Origin of the sequence: Streptomyces sp. NPDC058697, from assembly GCF_042715345.1 — a bacterium.
In the GTDB taxonomy this organism is placed as follows: domain Bacteria; phylum Actinomycetota; class Actinomycetes; order Streptomycetales; family Streptomycetaceae; genus Streptomyces; species Streptomyces liliifuscus.
On the sequence record NZ_JBHXSU010000002.1, the window covers coordinates 676,268 to 701,767 of the forward strand.

20 protein-coding genes are annotated in these 25,500 nt (G+C 70.3%); 3 read left to right on the forward strand and 17 right to left on the reverse strand.

The genetic code is table 11. From position 1 onward, the window contains the following. Window positions 1-8: 8 nt before the first annotated feature. Window positions 9-182, reverse strand: a complete 174-nt coding sequence (locus ACFWXQ_RS07560) for a hypothetical protein (protein WP_383952194.1) — start codon at window positions 180-182, stop codon at window positions 9-11. 59 nt (window positions 183-241) lie between these two features. Here ACFWXQ_RS07560 and ACFWXQ_RS07565 point away from each other — a divergent pair, with 59 nt between their 5' ends. Beyond that, window positions 242-1,759 (forward strand): hypothetical protein, encoded by a 1,518-nt coding sequence (locus tag ACFWXQ_RS07565; protein WP_383952196.1) that lies wholly within the window; start codon window positions 242-244, stop codon window positions 1,757-1,759. Window positions 1,760-1,838: 79 nt separating this feature from the next. Here ACFWXQ_RS07565 and ACFWXQ_RS07570 read toward each other — a convergent pair whose 3' ends face one another. The 11 genes from ACFWXQ_RS07570 to ACFWXQ_RS07620 form a co-directional block, all read right to left on the reverse strand. Next, window positions 1,839-3,056, reverse strand: coding sequence for an FAD-dependent monooxygenase (locus tag ACFWXQ_RS07570; protein WP_383952198.1), 1,218 nt, complete (start codon window positions 3,054-3,056; stop codon window positions 1,839-1,841). Then, window positions 3,053-4,564: an MFS transporter gene (locus ACFWXQ_RS07575; protein WP_386267757.1), complete on the reverse strand. Its 1,512-nt coding sequence runs from the start codon at window positions 4,562-4,564 to the stop codon at window positions 3,053-3,055. The genes ACFWXQ_RS07570 and ACFWXQ_RS07575 overlap by 4 nt, the downstream gene beginning before the upstream one ends. 125 nt (window positions 4,565-4,689) lie before the next feature. Further along, window positions 4,690-7,206 (reverse strand): FtsX-like permease family protein, encoded by a 2,517-nt coding sequence (locus tag ACFWXQ_RS07580; protein ID WP_386267758.1) that lies wholly within the window; start codon window positions 7,204-7,206, stop codon window positions 4,690-4,692. Continuing rightward, window positions 7,203-8,024 (reverse strand): ABC transporter ATP-binding protein, encoded by an 822-nt coding sequence (locus tag ACFWXQ_RS07585; RefSeq protein ID WP_386267760.1) that lies wholly within the window; start codon window positions 8,022-8,024, stop codon window positions 7,203-7,205. The genes ACFWXQ_RS07580 and ACFWXQ_RS07585 overlap by 4 nt, the downstream gene beginning before the upstream one ends. 390 nt (window positions 8,025-8,414) lie before the next feature. Beyond that, window positions 8,415-9,089, reverse strand: a complete 675-nt coding sequence (locus tag ACFWXQ_RS07590) for a response regulator (RefSeq protein ID WP_383951210.1) — start codon at window positions 9,087-9,089, stop codon at window positions 8,415-8,417. Continuing rightward, window positions 9,086-10,390: a sensor histidine kinase gene (locus ACFWXQ_RS07595; protein ID WP_383951207.1), complete on the reverse strand. Its 1,305-nt coding sequence runs from the start codon at window positions 10,388-10,390 to the stop codon at window positions 9,086-9,088. Before ACFWXQ_RS07595 ends, ACFWXQ_RS07590 begins: the two co-directional genes overlap by 4 nt. Window positions 10,391-10,728: 338 nt before the next feature. Continuing rightward, window positions 10,729-11,940 (reverse strand): acyltransferase, encoded by a 1,212-nt coding sequence (locus ACFWXQ_RS07600; protein WP_383951204.1) that lies wholly within the window; start codon window positions 11,938-11,940, stop codon window positions 10,729-10,731. Next, entirely contained in the window at window positions 11,940-12,914 is a 975-nt protein-coding gene (locus ACFWXQ_RS07605) for an alpha/beta hydrolase (RefSeq protein ID WP_383951202.1), read from the reverse strand. Before ACFWXQ_RS07605 ends, ACFWXQ_RS07600 begins: the two co-directional genes overlap by 1 nt. Window positions 12,915-13,074: 160 nt before the next feature. Next, the gene (locus ACFWXQ_RS07610) at window positions 13,075-14,079 is read right to left on the reverse strand and encodes a helix-turn-helix domain-containing protein (RefSeq protein ID WP_383951200.1); all 1,005 of its coding nucleotides are present in this window, start codon (window positions 14,077-14,079) and stop codon (window positions 13,075-13,077) included. Window positions 14,080-14,472: 393 nt separating this feature from the next. Beyond that, the gene (locus ACFWXQ_RS07615; RefSeq protein WP_383951197.1) at window positions 14,473-15,729 is read right to left on the reverse strand and encodes a cytochrome P450; all 1,257 of its coding nucleotides are present in this window, start codon (window positions 15,727-15,729) and stop codon (window positions 14,473-14,475) included. Continuing rightward, entirely contained in the window at window positions 15,720-17,645 is a 1,926-nt protein-coding gene (locus ACFWXQ_RS07620) for an amino acid adenylation domain-containing protein (RefSeq protein ID WP_383951194.1), read from the reverse strand. The genes ACFWXQ_RS07615 and ACFWXQ_RS07620 overlap by 10 nt, the downstream gene beginning before the upstream one ends. Before the next feature lie 243 nt (window positions 17,646-17,888). On the opposite strand from ACFWXQ_RS07620, the gene ACFWXQ_RS07625 reads away from it, so the two are divergent. Then, entirely contained in the window at window positions 17,889-18,857 is a 969-nt protein-coding gene (locus ACFWXQ_RS07625; RefSeq protein ID WP_383951191.1) for an AraC family transcriptional regulator, read from the forward strand. A 25-nt stretch (window positions 18,858-18,882) separates the two neighbouring features. On the opposite strand, the gene ACFWXQ_RS07630 is transcribed toward ACFWXQ_RS07625, so the two are convergent. The 5 genes from ACFWXQ_RS07630 to ACFWXQ_RS07650 are packed head-to-tail and all read right to left on the reverse strand — an operon-like array spanning window position 18,883 to window position 24,422. Next, entirely contained in the window at window positions 18,883-19,764 is an 882-nt protein-coding gene (locus tag ACFWXQ_RS07630) for a PhzF family phenazine biosynthesis protein (RefSeq protein ID WP_383951188.1), read from the reverse strand. A gap of 7 nt (window positions 19,765-19,771) precedes the next feature. Further along, window positions 19,772-21,349, reverse strand: a complete 1,578-nt coding sequence (locus ACFWXQ_RS07635; RefSeq protein ID WP_383951186.1) for an FAD-dependent oxidoreductase — start codon at window positions 21,347-21,349, stop codon at window positions 19,772-19,774. Then, entirely contained in the window at window positions 21,346-21,855 is a 510-nt protein-coding gene (locus ACFWXQ_RS07640; protein ID WP_383951183.1) for a PhzA/PhzB family protein, read from the reverse strand. The genes ACFWXQ_RS07635 and ACFWXQ_RS07640 overlap by 4 nt, the downstream gene beginning before the upstream one ends. Window positions 21,856-21,888: 33 nt before the next feature. Continuing rightward, entirely contained in the window at window positions 21,889-23,802 is a 1,914-nt protein-coding gene (locus ACFWXQ_RS07645) for an anthranilate synthase family protein (RefSeq protein WP_383951180.1), read from the reverse strand. After that, the gene (locus ACFWXQ_RS07650; protein ID WP_383951179.1) at window positions 23,799-24,422 is read right to left on the reverse strand and encodes an isochorismatase family protein; all 624 of its coding nucleotides are present in this window, start codon (window positions 24,420-24,422) and stop codon (window positions 23,799-23,801) included. The genes ACFWXQ_RS07645 and ACFWXQ_RS07650 overlap by 4 nt, the downstream gene beginning before the upstream one ends. Before the next feature lie 376 nt (window positions 24,423-24,798). On the opposite strand from ACFWXQ_RS07650, the gene ACFWXQ_RS07655 reads away from it, so the two are divergent. Further along, window positions 24,799-25,350, forward strand: coding sequence for a DUF3455 domain-containing protein (locus tag ACFWXQ_RS07655; RefSeq protein WP_383951177.1), 552 nt, complete (start codon window positions 24,799-24,801; stop codon window positions 25,348-25,350). The last annotated feature ends 150 nt before the right edge of the window (window positions 25,351-25,500 follow it).

Below are 25,500 nucleotides of genomic sequence, written 5' to 3' on the forward strand. Positions count from 1 at the left end.
GGGCAGCGTCACGGGGGTGGTCGGCGAGGAACCGCGGGGCCGTCGGCGTCGGCGACCCGGCGCGCGCAGGTCCTCGTGCCAGTCGTCGAAACGGCCGCGTGCAGTTCGGCGGTGTTGGCCGCGTACACGGACTGCGAGGGCGGTCCGGTATCCAGCTCCTGCGCCAGGAGTTGCGTGGTCACAACTCGTCGACGTCGAAATCCACGAGCCACTCGGTCCCGGTCCAGGCAGGATGCCCCCTGTGAACCACGTCCTGTGCGGGCTCGCCGCCAATACGGCTCTGCCGTCCGAGTTGGTCGACCGGCTGATCGCGGTCGCGGACGCCGACCTCGCCGTGGACCTCGCCGGCCGCGCGGACCTCAGCCATGCGCAGGCGGTCGCGTTGGTCTCACGCGCTGAAGAGAGCGCCGGGCGACTTGCGTACGAGGGCCTGCTGACCGCCGCTGACATCGATCCCGTGGCGCAGCCACATGCCGCCCTCGCCTTGCTCCATGAAGGCGCAGGCAGACCGGAGTGGGCACGCCCGATCGCGACAGATCCGCGCGTTGAGCACCGGGAGAAGCTGGCGGCCTGTCCCGGTCTCCCGTCCGACGTGGTGGAGCTGCTTGCCGCGGACTCGGACATACGAGTCGTCGCGGAGCTCGCGCTCTGGGCCACACCGGACGTGGCAGCCAGGCTCGCGGAACATCCGCACGCCGAGGTCCGCCGTGCGGTGGCGGCAAACGAGGCAACGCCGTCGGCCGTGCTGGCGGCGCTGGCAACCGGCGAGGGGCTGTCTCCGGTGCAACGGTGTCTGGTCTGCGACCGCGAAGAGACGCCGTTCGTGCACGATCCTCAATGCGCGCGACTCGACTGCGATCTCCTGCCGGGCGCGTCCTGCGACGGCTCCCACGAGTCCACCGTGCACGACACGCAACATGCGGTTCTGCGGAACCCTGCCACACCCCCCGAGGCCGTCATCGGCTTTGCCGACCATCCTTCGACACTGCTCCGCTGGGCACTCGCTGCCCGCCCGGACCTGCCTACCGAGGTAAGCGGACGCCTTTCCGTGGATGACAATCCTGGCGTACGAGCCGACCTCGCCGAGAATCCCGCGATCGGCGAGGCCTTGATCCGCGTGCTGGCCGGCGACCACGGCCACGACGTGCGGCGCAGGCTCGCGCACAATCCGAACGTACCGCTCGACGTGCTCACCGACCTGGCCGGCGATGCGCGGATCGGCGCCACCCTGTTGCCGCGGATCGCCGCCGCCTCTCCCATAGAGGTTGAGGAACTGGCCAAGTCACCGAACCCTGCCGTGCGGATGCTCCTGGCCCAACGACGCGACCTGCCGGCCGAGATCCGCGACGCGTTGGCCGCCGACCCCGACGCGAAGGTGGTCAAGTCCATCGCTGGGCACCCGGGTCTCTCCGAAGCGCGGTTGCGCACCATGGTCGACCGGCACGGCGCCAGGGTCCTCGCCAAGGTGGCTGCCAATCCGGACGCGACTCCGGCGCTGTTGGAGCACCTGACCCGGCACCGGCCACCGGTACAGAAGGCGTTGCGCGAGGTCGCCCGGCATCGCAATGCGACCGCCCAGGCGTTGATCGTGTGCTTGGCGGACAAGAGGGCGAGGCCCGTCGCCGCCGGCCATCCCGCTCTCCCACCGCCGGTGATCGTGGAACTCCTCACCGACGCCGACTGGCAGGTGATTGAAGCTGCCGCCGCCAACCCGTCGCTGCCACTTGCGGTGATGTCGGACCTGGTACTCCAGCTGTAACTGCCCTGTCCATCAACGGAATTGCTCAGTGCGCCGCCCACCCGGCTGGGACGGCCGAGTGGGCGGCGATCAACACCGGCTACGAGCGACCGACCTCGATGTGCTCGATCTGCTCGGGCAAGGTGAGCGCTGTGTGGGCTGGGCGCCCGGTTCTTGGTGGCAGGGTGGTGAGGCCGCGAAGTTTGTTGTTGCGTTTTTCAAGGGCTTCGGCGGTGGTGGGGAAGAGCGCCGCGTCGCCTTTACCGACCTGTGCCTGGTTCAGTTCGACGAATGGGCGGACGTCGCGTTCGTAGGCGGCGAAGGCCGCGGTGTGGTCGCGATGGGCGGCCAGCGAACCGGCGAGCATGTAAGCGCCGACGAGGGCGAGACTTGTGCCTTGCCCGGTCAGGAACGACGGGGCGTAGGCGGCATCGCCGAGGAGCGCGACCCGGCCGCTGGACCAGCACGGCATATGGACTTGGCTCACGGTGTCGAAGAACGCGTCGTTCGCGTGACGCATGGCGGTGACCATGGCCGGGATCTCCCATCCGTCGCCGGCGAAAGTGGTGGCGACGAGATCACGTTGTGCCTCGGAGTCGCGGAAGATCTCGCGCGGTGGTTCGGGTTGAGCAAAGTTGAGGAATGCGTGCAGCTCGTTGCTGTCCTTGACCGCGTAGAGCGCCGCGGCCCTTCCGGGAGTGTTCCAGATGAGTGCTTCATGGGAGAGCCCAAAGGTGTTGGGCACGGTGAATATGGCGAAGCAGTACCCCAGGTAGCGGTGGAATTGCTCCTCGGCGCCGAATACGAGCTCCCGGGTGCGCGAGTGCAGTCCGTCCGCACCCAGGACCAGGTCGAAGCTGCGCTGGACGCCGCTCCGGAAGGTGACATCGACACCGCGCTCGTGTTCTGTGAGCACATCGATGGAGTCGTCGAACACGAACTCCACCTCGTCACGGACGGCCCCGTACAGGACTTCCGCCAAATCACCGCGAGGCACCTCGACGTCATGCCCCTCGACCCCACCGACCACCGCCTGTGGATGAACTATCGCCGCCTCACTGCCATCGGCATTGAGGAAGGTCAACCGGCGCGACTCGATATGCGCTTTCTGGAGCTGCGGCAGAATTCCCATCCGGCGAGCCACCTCAACCGCCGTGCCACGCACGTCGATCGGATACCCACCGCCGCGCAGCCCGGTGGACTTCTCCACCACCGTCACGCCGAATCCGTACCGTTGCAGCCAGAACGCCACGGCGGGACCCGCGATGCTCGCGCCGGAAACCAGGACCGTACCCTTCGATGCGGTTCTCGTGTTCATTCGTCAACTCCCAGTCCGTTATGAGGAATATGAGGAACCCGAAGGCCCGCCGTGTCCCGCTCCAGGTCGGGTGACGGCGAGTTGCGGCTGAGGCGTGTGCTTCGTACGAGCATGACGACCAGCACCGCGGCGATTGCGAATGCGCCCGAGGCGATCGCGATATAGGTGAACACGCCCGTGGCCGAGTTCGTTGTCTCGCCGTCGACGACCACGGCGGTCGACTTGAGCACGGCCGCGCCCACGAAGTTCAGTACCACCGACCCGATCGAGACCATCACCATGACCAGGCTGGACACGATGCCCTGCCGTTCGGCGGACGCCAGGCTGCCCGCCATGTTGAAGCCGGATGTCCCGAGCGCCCCTACCGTGACGCCCAGCAGGAATGCGCAGCAGAGCGCGACCAGAAGCTGGGAAGCCCCGAGGAACATCCCGATGGTCACGACCGTTCCGAGCATGACCGTCCCGGCCAGCGTCGAGGCCGGTCCGATGCGGGCGGCGAGCCAGCCGGCCACCGGGCCTCCGAGCATGACTCCGAGTCCGGGCGCCGCGAGCAACTGCGCGACCGATCCCTGATCGGCCAGTCCGTACCCGAGTTGCTGATCCGCCGAGACGTCACCGATGAGGGGGATGAGCTGCAGCATGCTCTGGTACGAACCGGCTCCGAGGAAGACGACGAGGAGCATGAGTACCAGTGGCCCTTCGAGGTCCCTGACGTCGATCAGAGGGTCGGGCTTTCGACTGGAGACCAGGAACCACCTGGCCAGTGCCGCGACGCCGCCGACGAGGAGAAGCAGCGGGCCGGCGGCGAGCCAGCCGAGGTCCGAGCCCAGACTCACATAGCTGAGCACCCCGGCGAGACCTCCGCCGAGGAGGAGTGCACCGGCGACGTCGATCTTCCCCGGTGTCTTGACCAGGGATTCGGGAATCATCTTGCGCACGCAGATCGCCATCACGGCCCCGACGAACGCCGACAGGAGGAACAGGATCTGGAAGCCGAACTCCGTGGCCAGTTTCTCGATGAGGAAACGGGACGCGATGTTGAGCACCGCGGAGCTGGAGGTGACGATGCCTACGACGATCATCGCGATGCGGGGTGCGCAGACACCTCGAACGATCGCGACGGAGAGGAACACGGCGGCCAGAGACGCTCCTTGAAGCATGCGCCCCGGCACGAACACCCAGATGCTGGGGGCCACGGCACACAGGACGGCACCCGCGCAGCTGAGGAGCAGCGCCACCACGAGCACCCTGCGCTTGCCGTAGATGTCGGCGCTCTTTCCGAGCAGGGGCGCCCACATCACCCCCGCCAGCATCGCGGTGGCGTTGAGCCACGCCGCCTGGTCGGTACCGAAATGGTCGAGCATCTCCGGGAGGACGAGCAGCGGCGCGGTGATGGCCGAGTCGACCACGAAGTTCACCAGGGCCAGGACAACCACCAGGCCGATGAGCCGCCCGTTCCATCTCGTGTGCAGTCCGGTGTCTGTACTTTCGGTCCTGCTCTGCAGCATTGAGGACTCCTCACTACGGGTTCGCATGAATCCACTTCTGACTTCTGCGACGGGGTGGAGGAGCCGAGGCCGATGGCTCGGCAGCGCAGGGCCCCGGACTGTCTCCCGGCTCAGCCCCTCCGATGTCACGCCTGTCGGTCGCGCAGTGCCGCGCGGGCCGGGAGGGTTACGGCAAGAAGGCCGAGGCATACCGCGGTTGCGGCGAACGTGGCGTACAGCAGTGGGGGGATGTGTGGGGACTCGCCCGTCAGGCCACGCATCATCGGGGTCAGTGTGATCATGGCGATGGTCGTGCCCAGGGCCACGCCCGCCACCGATACCAGCAGGCTCTCCCAGCGGAGCATCTGCAGCACCTGGTGGCGGGTGGAGCCGACGAGGCGGAGCGTGGCCAGTTCGCGACGGCGGTCCAGGACCGTCATCACCAGTGTGTTGACGGCGGCGATGACGGCGAAGCCGCCCAGGACACCGGCCATCGTGTAGTTGGCCCAGGCGCCGAGTTCGCGGTCCACGTTCTGCTCGACGACGTAGCCGGAGGCGTCGGTGACTTCACCGAGTGCGGTGAGCGCCTTGGCGTCGCCGCCGTGTACCAGCAGCGTGCTGTCGAAGCTCGACGTGACGTGGCCGGCCAGGGACGCCCGGTCCATGGTCACCGCCGCCAGGCCCAGGCCGCGGCCGTAGACCGCGACGACTTCCGGGCGGGCCTCGGTGCCGTCGGGGAGGTAGAGCGGCAGCTTGTCACCGACCGCGACCTTCGCCGAGGTGGCGAGGGTGGTGCCGATCGCGATACGGCCCGCGCCCACCCGGTCCAAGCTGCCGCTGCGTACGTCCAGGTCCTGTACCTCGGCGAGTTGGGCGCCGGAGCCCGAGATGCCCTGGGTCGGCGCCCCCTGCAGCGATGTCTCGCCGCCGGAGTCGACGGGCACCAGCACCTGTGTGTCGAGCAGGCTCACGGCCGCATCGACGCCAGGAGCGCGGGCGGCCCGGTCGGCGGCGTCGGCTGGCAGGCCCGCCGGGTCCGTGACGACGTGGTCCGCGGTGATGCCGTCGCGGAGCTGTTCCGAGGCTATTCGGCTCTCGCTCGTGTGCATGAAGACGAGCGTCGAGGCGAAGGCCATCGCCAGCACGATCGGGGTGATCGCGGAGGCCAACCGGCGTGCGTTGGTACGGGAGTTGGCGGCGGCCAGCGCTGCCGCCGCACCGCCGCCGCGCAGGAGCAGGCCGAAGAGCGCCGCGCACAGCCGGGCCACCAGCGGGCCGAGCAGGGCGACGGCGAGCATGAAGAGCATGATGACGCCGAGGGAGGCGTTGGCCGCGTTGTCACCGGCGGCCGAGGCGGCGACGCCGGCGAAAACCGCGCCGCCGACGAGGGCGCCCAGCCCGAGGACGGTACGGATGACGCCCGGCCGCAGCCGCTCCACCGAGGCTTCGGTGAGCGCCTGCCCCGGCTTGATCTTCGCGGGCCTGCGCCCGGCCATCCAGCCGGAGCCGAGCGCCGTGAGCAGTCCGATGCCGACCGCGGCGACCAGCGGGATCCACGAGACGTGCAGATCGACCGCCGCCGGGACGGCCCCGCGGTCCTTCAGCTGCCCGAACCACCAGCTCGCCAGCGCGATCCCCGGCAGACACCCGGCCAGCCCGGCGAGCGGCGCGACAAGCAGTGCCTCGGTGGCGACCGCGCGGCGGATCTGCCGCGGGGCGGCGCCGACGGCACGCAGCAGCGCGAACTCACGGATGCGCTGGCCGACGGACAGGGCGACCGTGGCGGCCGCGGTGAAGACCGCGACCAGGGTGGCGATACCGCCGAACTGACTGCCGAGGCCGGTGAGCGTCTCCTTGGCGTACGCCAGGCCCCGCTCCTCGGCTTCACCGCGGCCGTCGCCGGTGTGCACCCGCGCGCCGGAGCCGACGAGGGACTTCTCGACGGCGGCGGCGAGGGCGTTGACGTCGGCGCCCTCCGCGGCCAGCACCGCGATGGCGTCGGCCTTGCCGGGGTGGCCGGCCAGCGCGGGTGCCTCGGCGTCGGCGAACCAGGCCGTGGCATTGCCGCCACCCACTGTGCCCGCCGCTGCGATGTCACCCTCCCCCGCCCCGGCCAGCCCGGACACCCGGAAGTCCGTGCGGCCGATGGCCGTTTCGAGCGCGACGGTGTCGCCCACGTCGGCCTTCATGTCGCGGGCCGCAGCGGCGTCGAGCACGACCTCGCCCGTGCGCGGTGCGGTGCCCGCGGAGAGCGCGGTACCGGTGAAGGCGTGCGAGCCCCAGCCGTGGCCGGAGAGCGCGCCGTTGTCCTGCCGTACCGGGAAGGTGAAGTCCGGCACCGCGGCCGACGCGCCCGGTGCCCGGGCGGCCTTCGCCGCGAGCCCCACGTCCACGCGGGCGGTGTCCGGCAGCGGGTACGCGGTTTCCTCGGGGCCGTCGATGCTGTCGGCGACGAGCCGCACGGACTGGTCGGCCGCCGCGACGACCGGCGCCTTCGCGTACCGCTCCGCCGGGACCGAGGCGCGAGCGCCCGTCTCCAGCAGGATGCCGCAGGCCGCGACGATCAGCGCCGACATCATCAGCGCGACGAACGTGCCCGCGAACGACGCGGGTTTGAAGCGAACGGCCGCGCGAGCGAGACCGTTCGGGGCGAAGCTCCTCATGCCGCGACCCCCGCCATCTCGCCCGTACGGCCGGCGAGCATCGCCATTCGCACCGCGATCTGCTCCGCCGAACCGCGTTCCAGGCCGTCGACGAAGCTGCCGTCGGCGAGGAACAGCACGCGGTCCGCCCAGGCGGCCGCGGCCGGGTCGTGCGTGACCATGACGACGGTCGCACCGAGGGTGTCCACCGCGTGCCGGAGCAGGCCGAGGACCTCGGCGGCGGTGCCGGTGTCGAGGGCACCGGTGGGCTCGTCGGCGAAGATCACGTCGGGGCTGGTGACCAGGGCACGGGCGACGGCCACGCGCTGCTGCTGGCCGCCCGAGAGCTCGCCGGGCCTGCGCCGCGCCTTGTCGGCGAGCCCGACCTGCGCGAGCACCTCGGCTGCCCGACGGCGGTCCCGGCGCTGCCCGGCGAGGCGCAGGGGCAGCAGGACGTTCTGCTCCACGGTCAGCGACGGCAGCAGGTTGAACGCCTGGAAGACGAAGCCGAGGCGGCTGCGGCGGAGCTCGGTGAGCTTGTTCTCGCTCATCCTGGTGATCTCCGTACCGCCGAGGCGCACCGATCCGGCCGACGGCCGGTCAAGACCGGCGGCGCACTGCAGGAAGGTGGACTTGCCGGAACCGGACGGGCCCATGACCGCGGTGAACGTGCCGCGCGGGAGGGCGAGGTCGACGCCCGCGAGGGCGTGCACGGAGCCCGCGCCGCGGCCGTACTGCCGCCGGACACCGCGCAGTTCGACGGCGAAACCGGGTGTGGTGGCGGCCAGGGCCTCCGGTCGGTCTTCCGTCTTCTGCCGCTTGCCGTTGCGTAGCCTCATGTTCCGCCCTCTCACGCTGTTCTCGTTCCGACGAGGTGGAGAGTGCGGGGGCGGCTGCGCGCCGGGCGTCATACCCGGGAGCCAATGTGGGGGTGCTACCGGGGTAGGGGGTGGAGGAGAAGCAGGCCCTCTCCCGTCTTTCCCCCGCCGGGGACTCTCGCCCGGGACCTGGGGCAGAGCCCCGGCCCGCGCCGGAGATGCGGAGACGCGGCGGCCTCGCTGCCGCCGGTGCGGCTCAGGGACGCCGGAGCCAACGGCTCGGCAATATCGTCGCGCACCGTGCGAGCACCAGCGCCGCAGGCCCCTCCGCCTCCGACGGCGACGTGCTCCGGGTCCCGGGCGCGGTCCCTGGGCGCAGCCCCGGGGACGGCGCCCCGAGGAGCGGCCGTCCTACTCGCCCGGGGCTACCAGCCCCGATTCGTACGCGAAGACCACCGCCTGGGCGCGGTCGCGCAGGTCGAGCTTGGTGAAGACGCGGCTCACGTGCGTCTTCACCGTCTGCTCGGCCAGCACCAGCGTCTCCGCGATCTCCGTGTTGGACCGGCCGCGGGCCACCAGGGTGAGGACCTCGGTCTCGCGTTCCGTCAGGCCCTTGAGCCGCAGCGCGGGCTTGCCTCGGGCGGCGGGGCGTTGTCGGGCGAAGTCCGCGATGAGGCGGCGCGTCACGGAAGGGGCGAGCAGCGCGTCGCCCGAGGCCACGACGCGTACCGCCGAGATGAGGTCGGCCGGCGGCGCGTCCTTGAGGAGGAAGCCGCTCGCGCCCGCCCGCAGCGCCTCGTAGACGTAGTCGTCGATGTCGAACGTGGTGAGCATCAGAACGCGCGGCCGGTGTGTCACGCCCCGCGGGGGCGTAAGGAGGCGGCGGGCGGCTTCCAGGCCGTCCATCTCGGGCATACGGACGTCCATCAGTACGACGTCGGGATGGGTGCGCCGGCTCAGCTCGACGCCCTGCGCACCGTCCGGGGCCTCGCCCACCACGTCGATGTCGCTCTGGGCGGCCAGCAGTGCGGCGAAGCCGGCCCGCACCATGGCCTGGTCGTCGACGATGATGACGCGCGTCGTCACGTGAAGTCCTTTCCGTTCAGGGGAAGTTGGGCGGCCACCCGGAAGCCGCCGCCTGGCAGCGACCCCACGTCGAGGGTGCCGCCGACGAGCCGCACTCGCTCTCGCATGCCAACGAGGCCGTGCCCGGTGCCGCCCTCCTCAAGCGGGGCAGCGGGCGGCTGGGGCGGCGGGCCGTTGACCACCAGGACGGTGAGCCGCACACTGTCCTCCGAACCGGACTCCGACACCGGCCCTGGCCCTGGCCGCGACTCCGATTCCGGCTCCGGCTCCGGCTCCGGCTCCGGCTCCGACACTGATACCGACACCTGCGTCGGAGCACCCGGCGCGTGCCGCACGACGTTCGCGAGGGCCTCCTGAACGATGCGGTACGCGGAGAGGCCCACCGCCTCGGGCACGTCGGCGTCGCAGGGGGTGAACTCCACCGGCACGCCCGCCCTTGCCGTCGCCTCCACCAGCTGCCCGATCCGCGTCAGGCCCGGCTGGGGCGCGAGTTCGCCGTTCGCCTCCTCGTTCCGCAGCACGCCGAGGAGCCGTCGCATCTCGCCGAGCGACTCGCGCGAGGTCGCCGCGATGGAGGTGAACTCCTCCTGCACGTCCGGCGGCAGCCGTTCGAGGCGGTACGCCGCGGTGTCCGCCTGCACCGTGATGACGGACATGTGGTGCGCCACCACATCGTGCAGCTCGCGCGCGATGCGGGCGCGTTCCTCCAGCAGGGTCCGCCGGTCGCGCTCGGCCTCGCTGATCGTCTCCTGCTCGGCCAGCCTGCGCTGCGCGTCGTACCGCTCGCGGAGCGCACCGGCGAGCACGAGTGCGACGCCGCTGAGAATGGTGAGCAATACGTTCATGGCGCTCGTGCCGTGGGGCGCGAAGAACCCGAGGCCGACGTTCGCGCCGGCAGTCGCCAGCCACACCAGCAGCAACGTCCGGCGTGGCTCGCGCAGGCCGAGGGCGAGGCAGAGGCCGATGTACCCGACGATCTCCATGGGCGGGAACGGCCACAGGAGCTGCTCCTTGAAGTCGACGGTGAGCAGGGCGAGGGCCCCGGCCACGTCCGCGGCGAAGATCACGTACCAGGCCTGCAGTGGGCGGACGACGGCGAGCAGCAGCGGTGCCGCCTGGGCGACGGCCAGCGCGCTCGCGATGCCGCCGTTCAGGCCGTAGTCGGAGCTGAGCACCTGGATGGTGGTGGGCAGCAGGGCGACGCTCAGCACGAACGCCACGGCCCACGGCAGCAGCCGTACCCACCGACGCGAAGCCCCCGCGAGCAGCGCGCGCGGGGGTTCCTCCTCCACTGAGGTCATGGTCCCCAGCCTATGTGAGGTGGGACGACGTCAGGAGACGCGCAACTGCCAGGCCGACTCGGCGTAACCGCAGTCATCGAGACGGCCGAACTTGTGAAGCCGTGGAGCTTACGGGTAGCGGCCTGTTTGCTTCTGGGTATGGCCCGCGTCATGGCCGATGAACGCCGTGCGGGCACAGCGGCAGAGCGGTTTTGCCGGTCAAGGACATGGTCGTACTCCCATGTTCGGTGGATGGTGTCGATGCGGAGCGGGGCTCGTCGGCCGGCCGGCTCAAAGGACGTACGCGTCAAGGGTGTTGACGGGCCGTGGAGCCATCACCCGGCCGATCGGTGCATCGCTCACACCGCCAGCGCGAAGTAGGCGAAGCCCGCCGCCAGCACGCCCGCCACCGCGCGGCGGGTCGTGCCGGTGCGGTCCCACGGGGTCTCGAGGGGCTGGGCGAACTTCGTGATCGCCACGAGCAGCCCCGCGAAGAGCGGCATCCAGGCCAGCCGCGCCAGGATCCATCCGGCCGTGTCCGGTGCGGTGGTCAGGCCGCGGATCTCGCCGACGTACGAGCCGGGGACCGCGGCGGCGAGCATCGCCGTCTGGTGCCAGCACAGGATCGTCATCGCCGACAGGTTGATGATCACCACCGGGGCCCACAGGGCGGGGCGCCGGAGCAGCCGGGCCAGCCGGTCGCGCAGCAGGATCGCCGCACCTGACTGGGCGGCCGCGAGCGCCAGGACCAGCAGGGACGGCGGATGGGAGTTGGTACGGGACGCGCCGGGCACGCCCACCATCGACGCCGGGTAGTGGAAGGCGAGCAGCAGGGTGGCGAACAGGGCCGCGCCGCCCGCGAGCAGCAGCCACGCCTCGCGGCGGCCCACCCGCTTGTCCGCCCAGCACACGCCCAGTTGGTAGGCGAACATCCAGCCCGGAAGCAGGTTGAGCAGACTCACCCAGGACGGCATCGCGTCCGCGTACGGCCCGTATCGCAGGAAGTCGACCACCGCGACCGAGCCGAGCAGCGGGGCCGCGGACCGGAAACCGAGGCGTTGCGAGGCGCGTACGCAGTACGGCGTGAGGGCCGTGATCACGGCGTAGACGCCGACGAACCACAGGGGCTGGACGACCAGTGTCGAAGCGGTGTGCAGGGTGGCGGTCGGGACGCCGAAGCCGTAGTGGAGTGCGGGAAGCAGCAGCGCCCACACGGCGGTGACTCCGAGGACCGGGCGGCCCAGACGGGTGAGCCGGCCGGTGATCCACTCGCGGGCCGAACCCTTGCGGCGCCGGTAGGAGAGGTACGAGGAGTAGCCGCCGACCAGGAAGAAGATGCCCAGCATCTGGAGGATCCAGCCGGCCGGGGCCAGCACGCCGAACGTGGCCAGCGGGCTGGCGTTGTGCAGGCCACCGCCGGTGTCCAGGGTGAAGCCGCCGAGCAGCCAGTGGCCGGTCGGGACGGCCAGGAGCGCCAGCGCGCGCAGGCCGTCGATGGCGCGGTCGCGGTGGACGGGGGTGCGGTCGTCGATCGTGGCGGTGAGCTTCGCCAGCTTCGTGGGGGTCTTCATCACACGTCTCCGCCGGCGATCGCCGCGAACGCGGTCAGGGTGGAGGTGCCGGGGGTGAAGTACTCGTCGTGCGCCGGGACGTCGTCGGCGGGCAGGACGGTCGCGCCGAAGTCGGGCGAGGTGGGGTCCGCGCCGTGGCCCAGGCCCAGGACCTCGACATTGGGGACGCGGTCGATCCAGTCGTCCGGGGACTTCGCCGCCCAGATGTGGGCATCGGTGCCGAGCGCGGTGACGTCGTCGGCGCGCATGCCGGGCGAGCCCATGACGACGATGTCGCTCGCGTCGGTGCCTGGGGCGGCGAGGCCGCAGACCACCGAGCCGTAGCTGTGGCAGAAGAGGGAGGGGTCGGGGAGACCGGCCGCGTCCAGGCCGTCGGTGAAACGGGTGAGGCGCTCGGCGCCGGTCTCGGCGAGCCGGCCCGTCGCCAGGTCGGGGCCGAAGCCGGAGGGGGTGGTGTAGCCGGCCCAGGCGATGACGGCCGTGTCGTCGCCCGCCTCCTCCTGAAGGTCGGCGGCCCACCGTGCCGTGCCGTCGAACGTCGAGATGTCGGTGTCCGAGCCGGGGACGATCACCGAGACGTGAGTGGCGTGCTCCAGGTCGCCGGCGACCTGCGCGATCAGGCCGCGGCCACGCGGGTCGTACGCCAGAACCTGGTCGCCCGCGCGGGCGTTGGCCTCGTAACGGAGGCTTACGGGGGCGCCGTCGAGGTTGCCCACCACGGTGGGATGGTCCTCGACAAGTCGCCGCTGCTGAGTACCTGTCAGGTCGGCGAAGAAGACCGCCACTTCGGACGGGGTGGCCGTGTTGGGGTCCGGTGGTTCCTTGCTCAGAGAGTCGTCCGCCAGCCAGGCGGCGGTACCGGGGAGCGGACCGCTCAGCGCGCTCTCGCTGCTCTCCGAGGCCCAGCCTGCCGTGCCGCCGACCAGCAGTGTGATCAGTACGGCCGTGGCCAGACCCTTCCTGAAGCGGCGCATCGGTGCGTCTCCCTCTGTCTCGTCCGTGATGACGGGGAGGAAGGTAGGAAGACGGTGGAGGGTGGCGCGTCACGCTGGGGAGCCAAGTCGGGAGTGATACCCCGGTAGGGGGTGGGTCAGGTGCCGGGACGAGCTGTGCGGCGGCACCGAGGCGTTCGGCTCACTTCCTGGTCGGCCTGGTCGGCCCGGTCGGCGATCCGGTCGCGCGGGCGTACTCGGTGGGGGTCCGGCCGTAGCGTTTCTTGAAGGCCCGTATGAAGTGGCTGCTGTCGGCGAACTGCCAGTGGGCGGCGAGTTCCGAGACGCTCGGTCGGCCGGGCCCGGCGGTGAGAGCGAGGCGGGCCTCCTCCAGACGCCGGTCGCGGATGTACGCGGTCACCGACTCCCCCGCCGCGGCGAACGCCCGCTGCAAAGTGCGTACGGAGACACGCAGTTCACGCGCCAGCATCGCCGGAGACAGCTCAGGATCGGCGAGATGACTGTCCGCGAGGTCCTTCGCGGCCTGCGCGAGCGAAGGGGCCAGCAAGGGTTCCATGTCGTCGAACCGGCTCTGCGCCACCGCCTTGGCCAGCTCGATCAGCGTGCTGTGGGCGGCGTGCACACCGGCCGGACTCAGGTCGGCGATGGTCTCGTGGACCATGTTCGCGTGCGCCGCCAACAGCCGCACCTCGGCGGAGTCGACCGGTCCGGTGATGGTCCGGTTGCCGAGCAGTGGTCCGAGCATCGCGGTGGGCAGGAAGAGTATCTTCGCCGTGGTGTGCGCCGCTGTCGCGAAGGGCGACGGGTGTCCGAAGTGCCGCAGGAGGAACTGCCCGGCCGACACGGTGTGTTCGTCACGCTCGCGCGGCCCGTCCAAATCCCACGCGCCCTGCCGCACCACGTACATGCGCACCAGATCCTCCTCGCCGCGTGGGGCGCCCACGGTCCGGGTGGCCGACGCGCCGTGGAGGTCGGCGATCGTCACGTCGCTCAGCCTGGCGGCGCGGCCCTTGACCCGGAAGTCGCCGATCGTGGCGGGGCTGAAGGCGGGCAGCCTGAAGCCGCCGCCGAGTTGTGTCTCCCACCCGCGCCGGAAGGCGTCGAGTCCTCGCGATGCGGCGCCCGGGACCGTGGAGTCCAGGTGGAACGCCCCGTGCGACACGTCGGCCCTCGTTCCAGTGCTCATCGCCTGTCGATCCCCCCTCGCATGAGTGTCTCCAACGCCCGCTTGTGGCACGGATGTTCCGTCCGGATGCCGCTGTGGTTCGAGGCGTGGCGTGTTGACCTTCCTGGACTTCGGCAGGAGGGGCAAATACGCCGGAGGTTCCCGGCGTGGCGTCTGCGACGATGCGTACGCCGACGGAAGGGAAGGTTGGACGTCGGGCCGCGCAGCGAGGAAGCGGCCGGGCTGTGCGACATGTCGGCCGTCTACTTGGCCCGCCCGGAACATGGCAGCGGGCCGCAGCCGTCGCAGCGGATGGCGACCATCTGCCGCGGGCTGCTGCCCGACGACCACGAACTCAGCCGCCGGGTCAACGTCGTGCTGCTGCGGGCGGCGTTGACGAAGGAGGGACCGGGGTCACAGGCCACCCGTCTCGTGGCGAGTCGCGACCAGCGGCAGGTGCTTGATTCCCGCGATGAAGTTCGAGTGCAGGTGCTCTGGTTCACCCGCCGGCTCGAAGTGCTCGAATTGGGCGAAGAGTTCTTGGAAGAACTCCTCCAACGTGATCCTGACCAGGGCGTGGCCGAGGCAGAAGTGCGGGCCGACGCCGAAGGCAAGGTGCCGCTGGGCGTTGCGGCGCACGTCGAAGGTGTACGGGTCCGGGAACACGCTCGCGTCCCGGTTCGCCGAGCCGATCCACGCGGCGACCGCCTCACCCGCGCGGACCGTGACCTTGCCGAGTTGGACGTCGTGCGTGGCGTACCGGATGAAGTGGCTGGTCGGTGAGGACCAGCGCAGCGCTTCCTCGATCCCGCTGTCCAGCAGCTCCGGACGGCCGGCCCAGTCGGCATACGTACCAGTGGCGGTCAACTCGGCCAGGGCCGCGTTCGGTACGTGTGGTGTCGTGACGTTCGCGCCGAGCAGCAGGCTGTAGCAGTTCGAGACGATCTCACCCGCGGTCAGCGGTCCTCCGCCGTCTTCGAACTCCATCGTGGACAGTACGTCGATCAGGTCGCCGGTGCCGCCGCCCCGGCGTTTCGCGATGGCGTCCTGCAAGCAGACGAACAACTCCCGGTGTGCCCGGTGCAGGGTGGCTTGCGCACCCTCCGGTCGTACGAACTCGGGGTCGTCCGGCGCGACGGCCTGGGTGGTGAGGAGCGTCAGGTGGGACCAGTTGTCGCGATCGAGGCCCATGAGGGTCCCGATCACCGCCATCGGCAACTGGTCGGTCAGCGCGGCGAAGTCGAACGGCTCACCGTCGACGATCCCGTCGAAAAGGCGGCGCACCTCGTCGCGGATCATTCCGCGATGCCCCTCCACCGCACGGCCGTTGAGCGCGCGCTGGATCGGTGAGCGCATGCGTGTGTGCCGTGGCGGATCGGTCGCGGGAAGTTGCTTCCCGCCGGCCGGGTCCTTCCTCCCCAACAGGTTCAGCAGCGTGCCGTGTTCGGAGGTGAACGCCGTGTGGTCCCGTAACACCCTCGCGACGTCGTCGTAGGCCGTCGCCGACCAGAACCCCAGGTCCGGACGTAACTGCTGCCAGTGCACGGGGTCGTGGGTGCGCATGGCGAGCCAGATGGCATGCGGGTCACCCTCCGCGTGCAGGACGGGGTCGACCAGGTCCACCTTGTCCAGGTCGATCGCTTCGTCTCCGGTCGGGTGTGTCAGCCGCATGCCCTGTCTCCCTCGTGGTCTTCGTCGGACGGGTCGGTGGACGATTCAGTGGACGATTCGGGGTGCGCGGCGACCGTTTCGGCCAGCCCGGCCACCGTGGGGTTCTCGAAGAACAGGCGGGCCGCCGGTACGTCGACCGCCAGTTCGCCGCGGAGTCGGGCGAGGACGTCCGCGGCGATGAGCGAGTTGCCGCCGATGGCGAAGAAGTCGTCGTGGATGCCGACCTGTTCGACCGCGAGCGCATCGGCGAAGACATCGGCCAGCTTCGTCTCGACCGGCGTCCTCGGGGACTCGTACGCGGTGTCAGTGGCGCGCGGCGCGAGCTTCGGCGCCGGTAGCGCCGTACGGTCGATCTTGCCGGCCCGGGTCAAGGGGAACTCGGGGACGATCGTGATCGCGGCGGGGACCATGTGCCGCGGCAACCGGTGGCGGAGCGCTCGGCGCAGTTCGGTGGCCAGGCCGGCCAGGCTCTCGTCCGGGAGTTCAGGGAGTTCAGGGAGTCCCGGGAGTTCCGCGACGACGTAGGCGACGAGGACCTTCTCGCCCGGCGTGACGTCCTCCCGGGCGATCACGACGGCCTCCGACACACCGGGCTGCTCGGTCAGCACGGCCACGATCTCGCCGGGCTCGATCCTGTGGCCGGCTATCTTCACCTGGTCGTCGACGCGGCCGCGGAACTCCATCACGCCGCTCCAGCCGCGGCGGACCACATCCCCGACCCGGTACATGCGTTCGCCCGGCAGGAACGGATCGGGCAGGAATCGCTGCTCGGTCAACTCCGGACGGTGCAGGTAACCGCGCGCGAGCCCGGCTCCGCCGGTGTACAACTCTCCCCACTCCCCCTCGGGAACCGGCCGCAGGCCCTCGTCCAGGATGTACACGCGCGTACCGGCGATCGGCGTGCCGATCGGAACCGTCCCGCCGACCTGGCGGGTGACCGTGTGGGATGTCGTGAAGCAGGTGTTCTCCGTCGGGCCGTAGCCGTTGACCATCCGGACCTTGGGGTGGGCACGCCGTACGCGGTTGACGTGGGCCGGTGAGAGCACATCTCCGCCGGCGACGAGTTGGCGAAGCCCGCCGAGGCTGTCCACGTGTCGGTCCACCATGCGGTGGAACAGCCCGGCGGTCAGCCACAGCGTCGTGATCTTCTCCCGCCGGAGGGACTCCGCCAGTTCGGGCAGCGACAAGGGGCCGGGCGGGTGGACGACCAGGCAGCCACCGTTCAGCAGGGCTCCCCAGATCTCGAACTCGGACGGGTCGAACGTCAGCGCACACAGCTGGAGAAAGGTCTGGTCGGGGCCGAACTCGATCCACTCGGTGTCGTGCACGAGCCGGACCACGCCACGGTGCGGCACGGCCACTGCCTTCGGATGACCGGTCGAGCCGGAGGTGTAGCGCACGTACGCCAGCCCGTCGGCCGACCCGGTGGGCGGAAGTGGCGCGGCACCAGGGACCTCGGGGCCGTCCACATCGAGCACGGTCACGTCGAGATGGGGCAGTCGACCGAGGACGGGCCGGTGGGTGAGCAGGACACGGGCGCCCGCGTGGTCGAGCATGAACCGCAGCCGCAGGGCGGGCTCCTCCGGATGCAACGGCAGATACGCGGCTCCTGCCTTCAGCACACCGAGCAGAGCGACGATCATCTCGAAGGAGCGCTCGACGCATACGCCGACGATGTCCTCCGGCCCGACTCCGATGTCCCGCAGCCGGTGTGCCAGGCCTTCGGCCCGCAGATCCAACTGCCGATAGGTCATCTCCTCACCGCGGAAGCGCAGCGCCGTCGCCGTGGGTGCGCAGCGCACGCGATCGGCGAACAGCTCGGTGATCGTGACGTCCTTCATCGGCATCCCCGCTTCATCGGTGTCGCTGCCCTCACGGACGAAGTCGGCGCGGCCGGTCGGATGAGGTTGTCGCACAGCCGACTCAACCAGCGACCGGCCGAGGGGCACATACTCCGGTGACGCGGGTCCATACGCGTGCGTACGAACACGTGGATGTCGGGGAGTGACTGCCGCCCGACGACACCGGCTCGTGGCGCGGATGTTCTGTTCGGATGCCGCTGTGGTTCAAGTGTCTGGAGTGCCGGTCGGCCTAGGCTCGGACGGTAGGGCATACCCGAGTAGTTCCGGGCCCTGCTGCATACGAAAGACGAGAGACTCGTGAACCAGAACAGTTCCACCCGCGCGGCTGCCATCACCCGTGCCAGTACCGGCTCAGGCACGGACATACTGAGCGAGGCCATCGGCAGCGTGCGGATCGGGCGGGCCGAGGCCTGCCGGGTCAGGGAGTGGGGCTCCTGGGGCATGCGGTTCCCCGCCTTCGCGGGCAGCGGCTTCCACGTACTCCTGCGGGGCAGTGGCTGGCTGATCCCGGCAATCGGGCGGCCACGTGCGCTCAAGGCGGGCGATGTCGTCCTCACCCCGTCCGGCGCCGAACTCGGATTCAGTCACACACCGGGCCTGCTCAAGGACCTGCCCCCGGTGGCAGCGGTCGTGAGCAGGGATCCGCACGGTCCCGATCCTGCGGACGTCGAGCTCCTCGGCGGCGCGTACTGGCTCGACCACGGACAAGTACACCCGTACTTAAAGGCGTTACCCGAGCTCCTCGTGGTCTCGCCGGGCCATGACCGGGCCCTGCAACTGCGGTTGCTGGCCGACCTGTTGGCCATGGACGTGTCCGACGCGCAACCGGGCAGTGGGGCGACCCGCCCCGCACTCCTGGACCTGCTGCTGACCCACGCCCTGCGCCAGTGGCTGGAGCAGAATCGCGACGCGGACCGGCCGGAGACCGACGATCCCGCCATCACCGTCGCGTTGCGGGAGATCCATACGAGCCTGCACAAGCCATGGACGGTGGAGCAGCTCGGCAAGAGTGTGGGAATGTCGCGGACCGCGTTCACCAAGCGATTCACGGCGATGGTGGGAAAGCCGCCCATGACGTATCTGACCGGCCGACGACTGAGCCACGGGGCCCGTCTGCTCCGGGAGACCAAGGCGCCGCTGGCGACGATCGCCCGTCAGGTCGGCTACTCGACGGAATTCGCGTTCGGAGCCGCTTTCCGCCGTGAGTACGGCATTTCACCCGGCCGCTTCCGCGATCTGGAGTCCCGCCGGGCCTGTGGAGCCTGAACCGGGCGATGGGGACCGGCCAGGCTCAGGCGAGGAGGGTCCCGTGGGCGGTGATGACCGCTGATCCTTCGACCTCGACCATGTCGAGTTGGCGGCTGTCGCCCTCCGCCCTGGCGAACATCCGTGACGGGCGGCCCATCTCCACGCCTTGGACGATCTCGATCCGCTTTCCGAACGGGACGAGTCCGTACCTCGCGAGGTGCACCGCGAGTGGGCCGGCGGCCGATCCCGTCCCCGCGTCCTCGCTCACGCCGTAGGCCGGGGAGAACATCCTCATCCGCCAGTGATCCCCCGAGCCGCCTGAGCCCTCAGAACCCCCGTTGGCCCCGGAAGCCCCGGAGCGCGCGAAGCAGATGGCGGCCATGTCCGGGTGTCGCGCCAGCGCGCGCAGATCGGGTTGGAGCCGGGCGAGTGCCGCTTCGCTCTCGACTCCGACGTAGACGTGCCGGGGCCCGTTGCGGTAGGCGTCCACCGGCAAGGTCGAGGATTCGAGGCCGAGCGCGTCGAGGAGTTCGCCCTGTCGCCCGTACGGCTCCCGGACCGGGATCGGCTGGCGCATGGCGGCCGTGACGGTCCGCTCGCGTCGGTGGCTGAAGTCGATCGGAATGGTGCCGCCCGCGGTTTCGAGCCGCAGCCGGTCCACCGTCGTGGACACGCCGAGCACCGCGGCTGTGCCCAGTACCGGGTGCCCGGCGAACGGCAGTTCGTTGACCGGGGTGAAGATGCGGACCCGCCGGTCCCCGTCGGCCCGGGCGGGGAGGACGAACGTCGTCTCCGAGAGGTTCATCTCGCGGGCGATCAGCTGCATCCTCTCGGCGGGGATACCGACCGCGTCCGGGAAGACGGCCAGGGGGTTGCCCTGCAGCGGGACCGTGGTGAACACGTCGACGATCACGTACTGGTGCATGGTGGGTTCAGTCTCCTGCCGCTGCTCTGCCTGCCTGGGCGCCGAACACGAGGGCCTGGCCGATCGTCGCGCCGGTGCCCGGGTAGGCGGACCCGAACGGGCCGGCGGCGACGTTGCCGGCGGCGTACAGCCCCGGTACGGCCGTTCCGTCGTCGCGCAGCACACGCCCGTCGGGATCGGTGTGCGGGCCGCCGCTGGTTCCGCCTAGTCCGGGCCGTACCGGCACGGCGTAGAAGGGTGGTGTGTACAGGGGCCCCAACGTCGGGTGGACGGCGCCGGGATCACCCATGACACCGTCGTAGGGGTTCGCTCCTCGGTCGAAGTCCGGATCCTCGCCGGCGGCCGCCGCCCAGTTGAACCGGCTGACCGTCTTGGCGAGCGCGTCGCCCGGGACGTCGATGAGTCGTGCCAACTCCGTGAGCGTGCAAGCGCGTTGCAGCCAGTCCGGGTCGGGGTCCTGGGGGCGGACCGGACCGATCGGATAGCGGCGGCGGTGGGCGGCGTCGACGATCAGCCATGACGGTTCGGTCGGGTGCAGCGCTCGGCCGACCTCGTGGTAGCTCCGGGCCTCGTTGGTGAACCGGTGACCGTCGCAGTCGACCAGCACGGCACCGGGGCGCGCACGCTCGGCGAGGAGTATCCGGTGCACGGGTTCGCCTTCGACCGCGTCGCCGGGAATCCGGATCGTCGGGCACCACCAGGCCTGCGCCGTGTTGTGCAGCGCCGCCCCGGCGGCGACGGCCATGCGCAGCCCGTCACCCCGGGCACCGGGTGCTCCCGTGAGACCGGCGATCGGGCCGCCGAGGAAGCGCCGGACGAGCGCCTCGTCGCGTTCGAAGCCACCCGTCGCGAGTACGACCCGTCCGTCGAGCGGTGTGCCGTCGACCGCCACACCGGTGCCGAGGAACCTCGTCGCTCTGGCGTGTGTGCGGATGGTGACGCCCGCGTCGACGGCGGCCGTGAGCAGTGCCGCCACCAGTGCCTGCCCCGCGGTGCCTGTTCCGGCCTGTCTGCGCTGCTCGATGAGATCGGGTGCGGCTCCGCCGGTGAGAAGTTCGGTGAGGGTCGCCCGCGGCCGCCAGGGCAGAGCGGCACGCACCAGAGCGGCGACCCGCGGTGTGGTGCGGAACGGCCGTGGTTCGAGCGAGCGTCCGGCGTCGTACCCGCCCGGCAGCGTGCCGTGGCAGTCCGGTATGGGAAGGGTGGCCCAGCGCAGCGGTGTCTTCGTCTCGAGCCATTCGGCCACGCGCGGTGCCTCGTCGACGAAGCGGTCGGACATGGCGGTGTCCGCGGACGCATGCCTGTACTCGTTCCCGTGCCCGCGGTCGTACCCGATCCCGAACCCGTACGCGTGCTCGTCGGAGCGGCCGAGGGCACTCAGATAGGTACGGGCGCGCTCCGGGGTGTCCTCGGCGGCGAGCGGCAGGTGGTTGTTGGGCAGCCAGGCCGCGCCGCTGGAAAGGGCGGTGGTGCCGCCGATCGTCGAGGTGGCCTCGACAACGGTGACGTCGGCGCCCGACTCCCGTGCCGACAGGGCCGCGGCCAGCCCCGCCGCGCCCGAGCCGACGACGATCACCGAGGTCATACCGCCTCGCCGTCGGTGGGGATTCCGCCCCTCTTGACGACCGGTACCACGATGCCCAGAGCCCGCATCTGCTCGCAGGGATTCATGAACTCCCTTATCTCCGCGATCTTTCCGTTGTCGAGGCGGAACGAGTGGATGAAGTGGTTGCGGTAGTGGCCCGGCGGATAGTGGGGGAAGATGATCTGCCCTTCTCCGTCGCACTCGACCCATATCCGGTCGGGGTCCTGCGTCTCGAAGATCTCGACGTTGGTCCAGCGCCAGTCGGGGAAACACTCGAGCGACCATGCGGCCATCAGGTACAGGTTGTCCCGTCCCGTGACAGCGGCCGGTTGCCCGGTGTCGGTGGTCCACAGGCCGCCTCGCGCGTCCTCGGTGAAGAGGTGGTGGCGTTCGAGCCTCGCCGGTCCTTGAGTCATGTCCAGGTATCGCTGCACCGTGGCCCGGTTGGTGCGGCGGAGTTCGGAGTCGTTGTCGACCCACTCCTGGGGCCTCGTGTGTTGGGTCATGGTCGATCTCCTCGGTGGCGGGTTGGGCATGTGTCAGGCCAGCGCCTCGTCGATGCGCGCGGCGAGGAGGGCGGGGCCGTTGCGGGTCAGCACCGACTCGGCGTGGAACTGCAGGGAGGCGAAGCCGGGTCCGCGCAGTGCGTGCACCTCGCCGGTGCCCGGGTCCCGACCGACCTCCACCAGGCCTACCCCTGGCACATCGAGCTTGTCGGTGTCGCTGTGGGCGGCGAACGTGTTGTAGAAGCCCACCGTCTCGTTCTCGCCGAACAACTCGATCTGGCGTTGCGTGCCCTGGTGCGGCACGGCGCCGCGGCGCACGTCCAAACCGAGTACCAGGCTGAGCAGTTGGTGGCTCAGACACACGGCGAGGAACGGCTTCCGCCCGGCCAGCAGTGTCTCGATCGCCCCGCGGAGGTGGGAGTTCCTGGGGTCGTCGGCGCCTCGGGGGTCGCCCGGCCCTGGACCCAGCACGACAAGATCGTCCGCATCCCACGAGTACGGTTCGTCCCAGCGCCGAACGGTCACCACCAGGCCCAGTGAGCGGAGTTGGGCGGCGATCATCGCGGTGAACATGTCCTCGGCGTCGACCACCAGGACCCGGCGTGGGGAGGACACCGGCGTCGGCGGTGGGTGTTCGGTGTCGAGCCAGAACCCGGCGAGGCCCCGTCTGCGGCGCTGCAGCACGTCCCGTACGTAGGGGTGCTCGCCGAGCGGGCGAAGGCGGCCGGGCCCACGACGGGCCTCGGCCCCCGGATCGGTGGACATGGCCCGGAGCAGGGTCGCCGCCTTGGCACGGGTCTCCGCCGCCTCGGCCGCCGGATCCGAGTGCCGTACGAGCGTGGCGCCAACGCCGATCCCGACCCGGCCTGTCGGGTCGACATCCGCTGTACGGATCATGATGGCCGAGTCGAGACGATGGCCGCCCGCGGGATCGCGGCCGATCAGCGCGGCGACCCCGCCGTAGTAGCCGCGTCCGGCCGGCTCGTACCGGGTGATCACCTCGCATGCGCTGGCCAGCGGGCTGCCGGTCACCGTGGGCGCGAACATCGTCTCCGACAGGATGTCCAGCGGGTGCCGGCGGGAACGGCCCGTGACGAGGTACTCGGTGTGCGCCAGCCGTGCCATCTCCTTGAGCCGCGGTCCCAGGACCTGAGCACGGCCGCCGTCGCAGACGCGGGCCATCATCTTCAGTTCCTCGTCGAGCACCATGTGCAGCTCGTCGGATTCCTTGTGGCTGTCCAGGAACGCCATCAGTCCGGCGAGGGTGGGGCCGTCCTCGGGATGGCGGTACGTGCCGCTGATCGGGTTCATCACCGCGTCACCGTCATGCAGGCTGACGTGGCGTTCCGGTGTGGCACCGACGAACGTGCGTGTGCCGGTGTGGATGAGGAAAGTCCAGTACGCGCCGGACTCCTGTTCGCACAGCCGGCGGAAGACGGCGCGGGCCACGTCGAGGTCGTAGTCGGCGATACGCCCGGCAAAGCGCCGTCCGAGCACGAAGTTCGAGCCCGCGCCCTGCCCGATCTCGTCCCTGACGACCCGTTCGACGGTACGGGCATAGGTGTCGTCGTCGGTGTCGAAGTGCCCGTCCACGAGCCGGACCGGGACCTCGGGGATGCGTCGGAGCAGCTCGTGCAGCGGCACCACCGCCTGCTCGGTGATCACCATCGCGATCAGCGGCGCGCCGTCGTCGACACACGCGAGGCCGCGTTCGCGGAGCTGCCGGTAGGGAATGACGGCCAGCACCTGATGCTCCTGGCCGTCTTCAGCACCCTCTTCGGCACCGTCTTCGGCCACCGGGACATCGGCGAGCTTGTCCGGCGTACACAACTCGCCTGTCAGTACGTCGAGTTGGTGTCGTCCGGTCCGTTCCGGGCGGTACAGCAGCGCGAACGGGGGCGGCTCCGCGGCCAGCACCCGGCGGAGCAGACCTGACGTACCGGTCACGGCAGGACGTCCTCCGCGGTGACCACGACAGCGCACTTCCGCGCGGCGTACTCCAGGGCGAATCGATGGTCCTGCGCCGAGAAGTCGGCGACCGCGTCGGCCACGACGAAGGGCTGGACGTCGTTGCTGAACGCGTCGACCGCACTGGCCAGGACGCCTATATGGGCGTACACCCCGCAGATGACGAGCTGATCGGCATCGTGCCGACTCAGCCATGCCAGTAACTCGGTACGGAAGAACGCGCTGTACCGCCACTTCGTGAACACCCCGTCCAGCGACCCGGGTTGGAGTGGTTCGGGCACGTCACGGTCGGCCGGTGCGACTGTCATTCCCGCACCCCAGAAGTCGGCGAGCAGGCCGCGCTGCGAAGGAGCCATCCCACCGGGCTGCATCGTGTACGCCACCGGCATGCCCAGCGCCCGGCAACGGTCCAGCACCGAGGCCGTGTTCCGTACGAGCTGCCTGGTCATGGTCTCGGGAAAGGGACGCAGGAAGTACTGCTGCATGTCATGTATCAGCAACGCGCCGCGCCGCGGGTCGACCGTCCAGGCGGCCACGTTCTTCGGCAGCTCCGCCGATGTCGGCAACGGGTACGACTCTATGTCCGCGATGCCAGTCATGCTGAATTCCTTTTCGGCTTACGGTGGTTCGGCCGGGGTGGCTCGTGAAATCGCACGTTCTGTGGTGCCCCGGCGACGACTACGACGGCCTACGCAACCACCGTCCCGCGCCGCACAGCCATACGCGCAAGGCCTGGATCCATACGCGTCTGAGCCTGACATTCGGCTCTCCGAGCCGGTGAGCAGAGTTGACCACCAACTGATCAGAAGTTGGCTGAACAACGGGCTGGCTTCACGCGTACAGTGCGGCATCAGGGCTGAAGATCATCTGACTGGCCCGGACGTCCGGAACCTGCCCAGTCCTGGCTTGGGACACGCACGGCATCCGCGTCCATTCCCGCGAACACGTTCAGAAATTGCTCTGGAGACACACCTGATGAAGCTAGCCAAGCGGCTTGTCCTCACCACCACGGCTCTCGCCACTGTCACCGCCGCCACGCTCATAGGCGCGACGGTCGGCCCGGCGGCGGCCTCGCAGTCCGCCCGCACCGGCGTCGACGTTCCCGCCGCGCTGAAGGTCCCCGACGGCAACCGGCTCACCGGCGTCTTCTCCGCCGAAGGCGTCCAGACCTACACCTGCACCGACGGCGCCTGGAAGCTGCTGGAGCCCGCCGCCACCCTGTGGGCCAAGAAGGACCACTCCCGCCGTACGGTCGCCCTCCACTCCCGCGGCCCCGTCTGGGTGTCCACGGTGGACGGCAGCGCCGTGAACGCCGCCGCCCTCGCCACCTCCCCGAAGGCCGGCACCATCCCCGAGCTCCTCCTGAAGTCCACCGCCACTCGCGGCACCGGGGTCTTCGCCGACGTCTCCTACATCCAGCGCCTCGACACCCGCGGCGGCGTCGCCCCGGCCACCGCCTGCACCGGCACGGACCAGACGAGCGTCCACTACTCCGCCACCTACACCTTCTACAAGCCCGCCAAGTGATGCGATAGCAGCAACGGCAGTGGCCCCTGGGTGTTTTCGAGGGGCCACTGTTGTTGCTGCCCCCCTCAGCGGCAGAACGTACGACGTGGACCGACGCCATGCACCGGACCGGCCCGGGCCGCTACGCTCGGCCCCGTTCGAACAAACGAC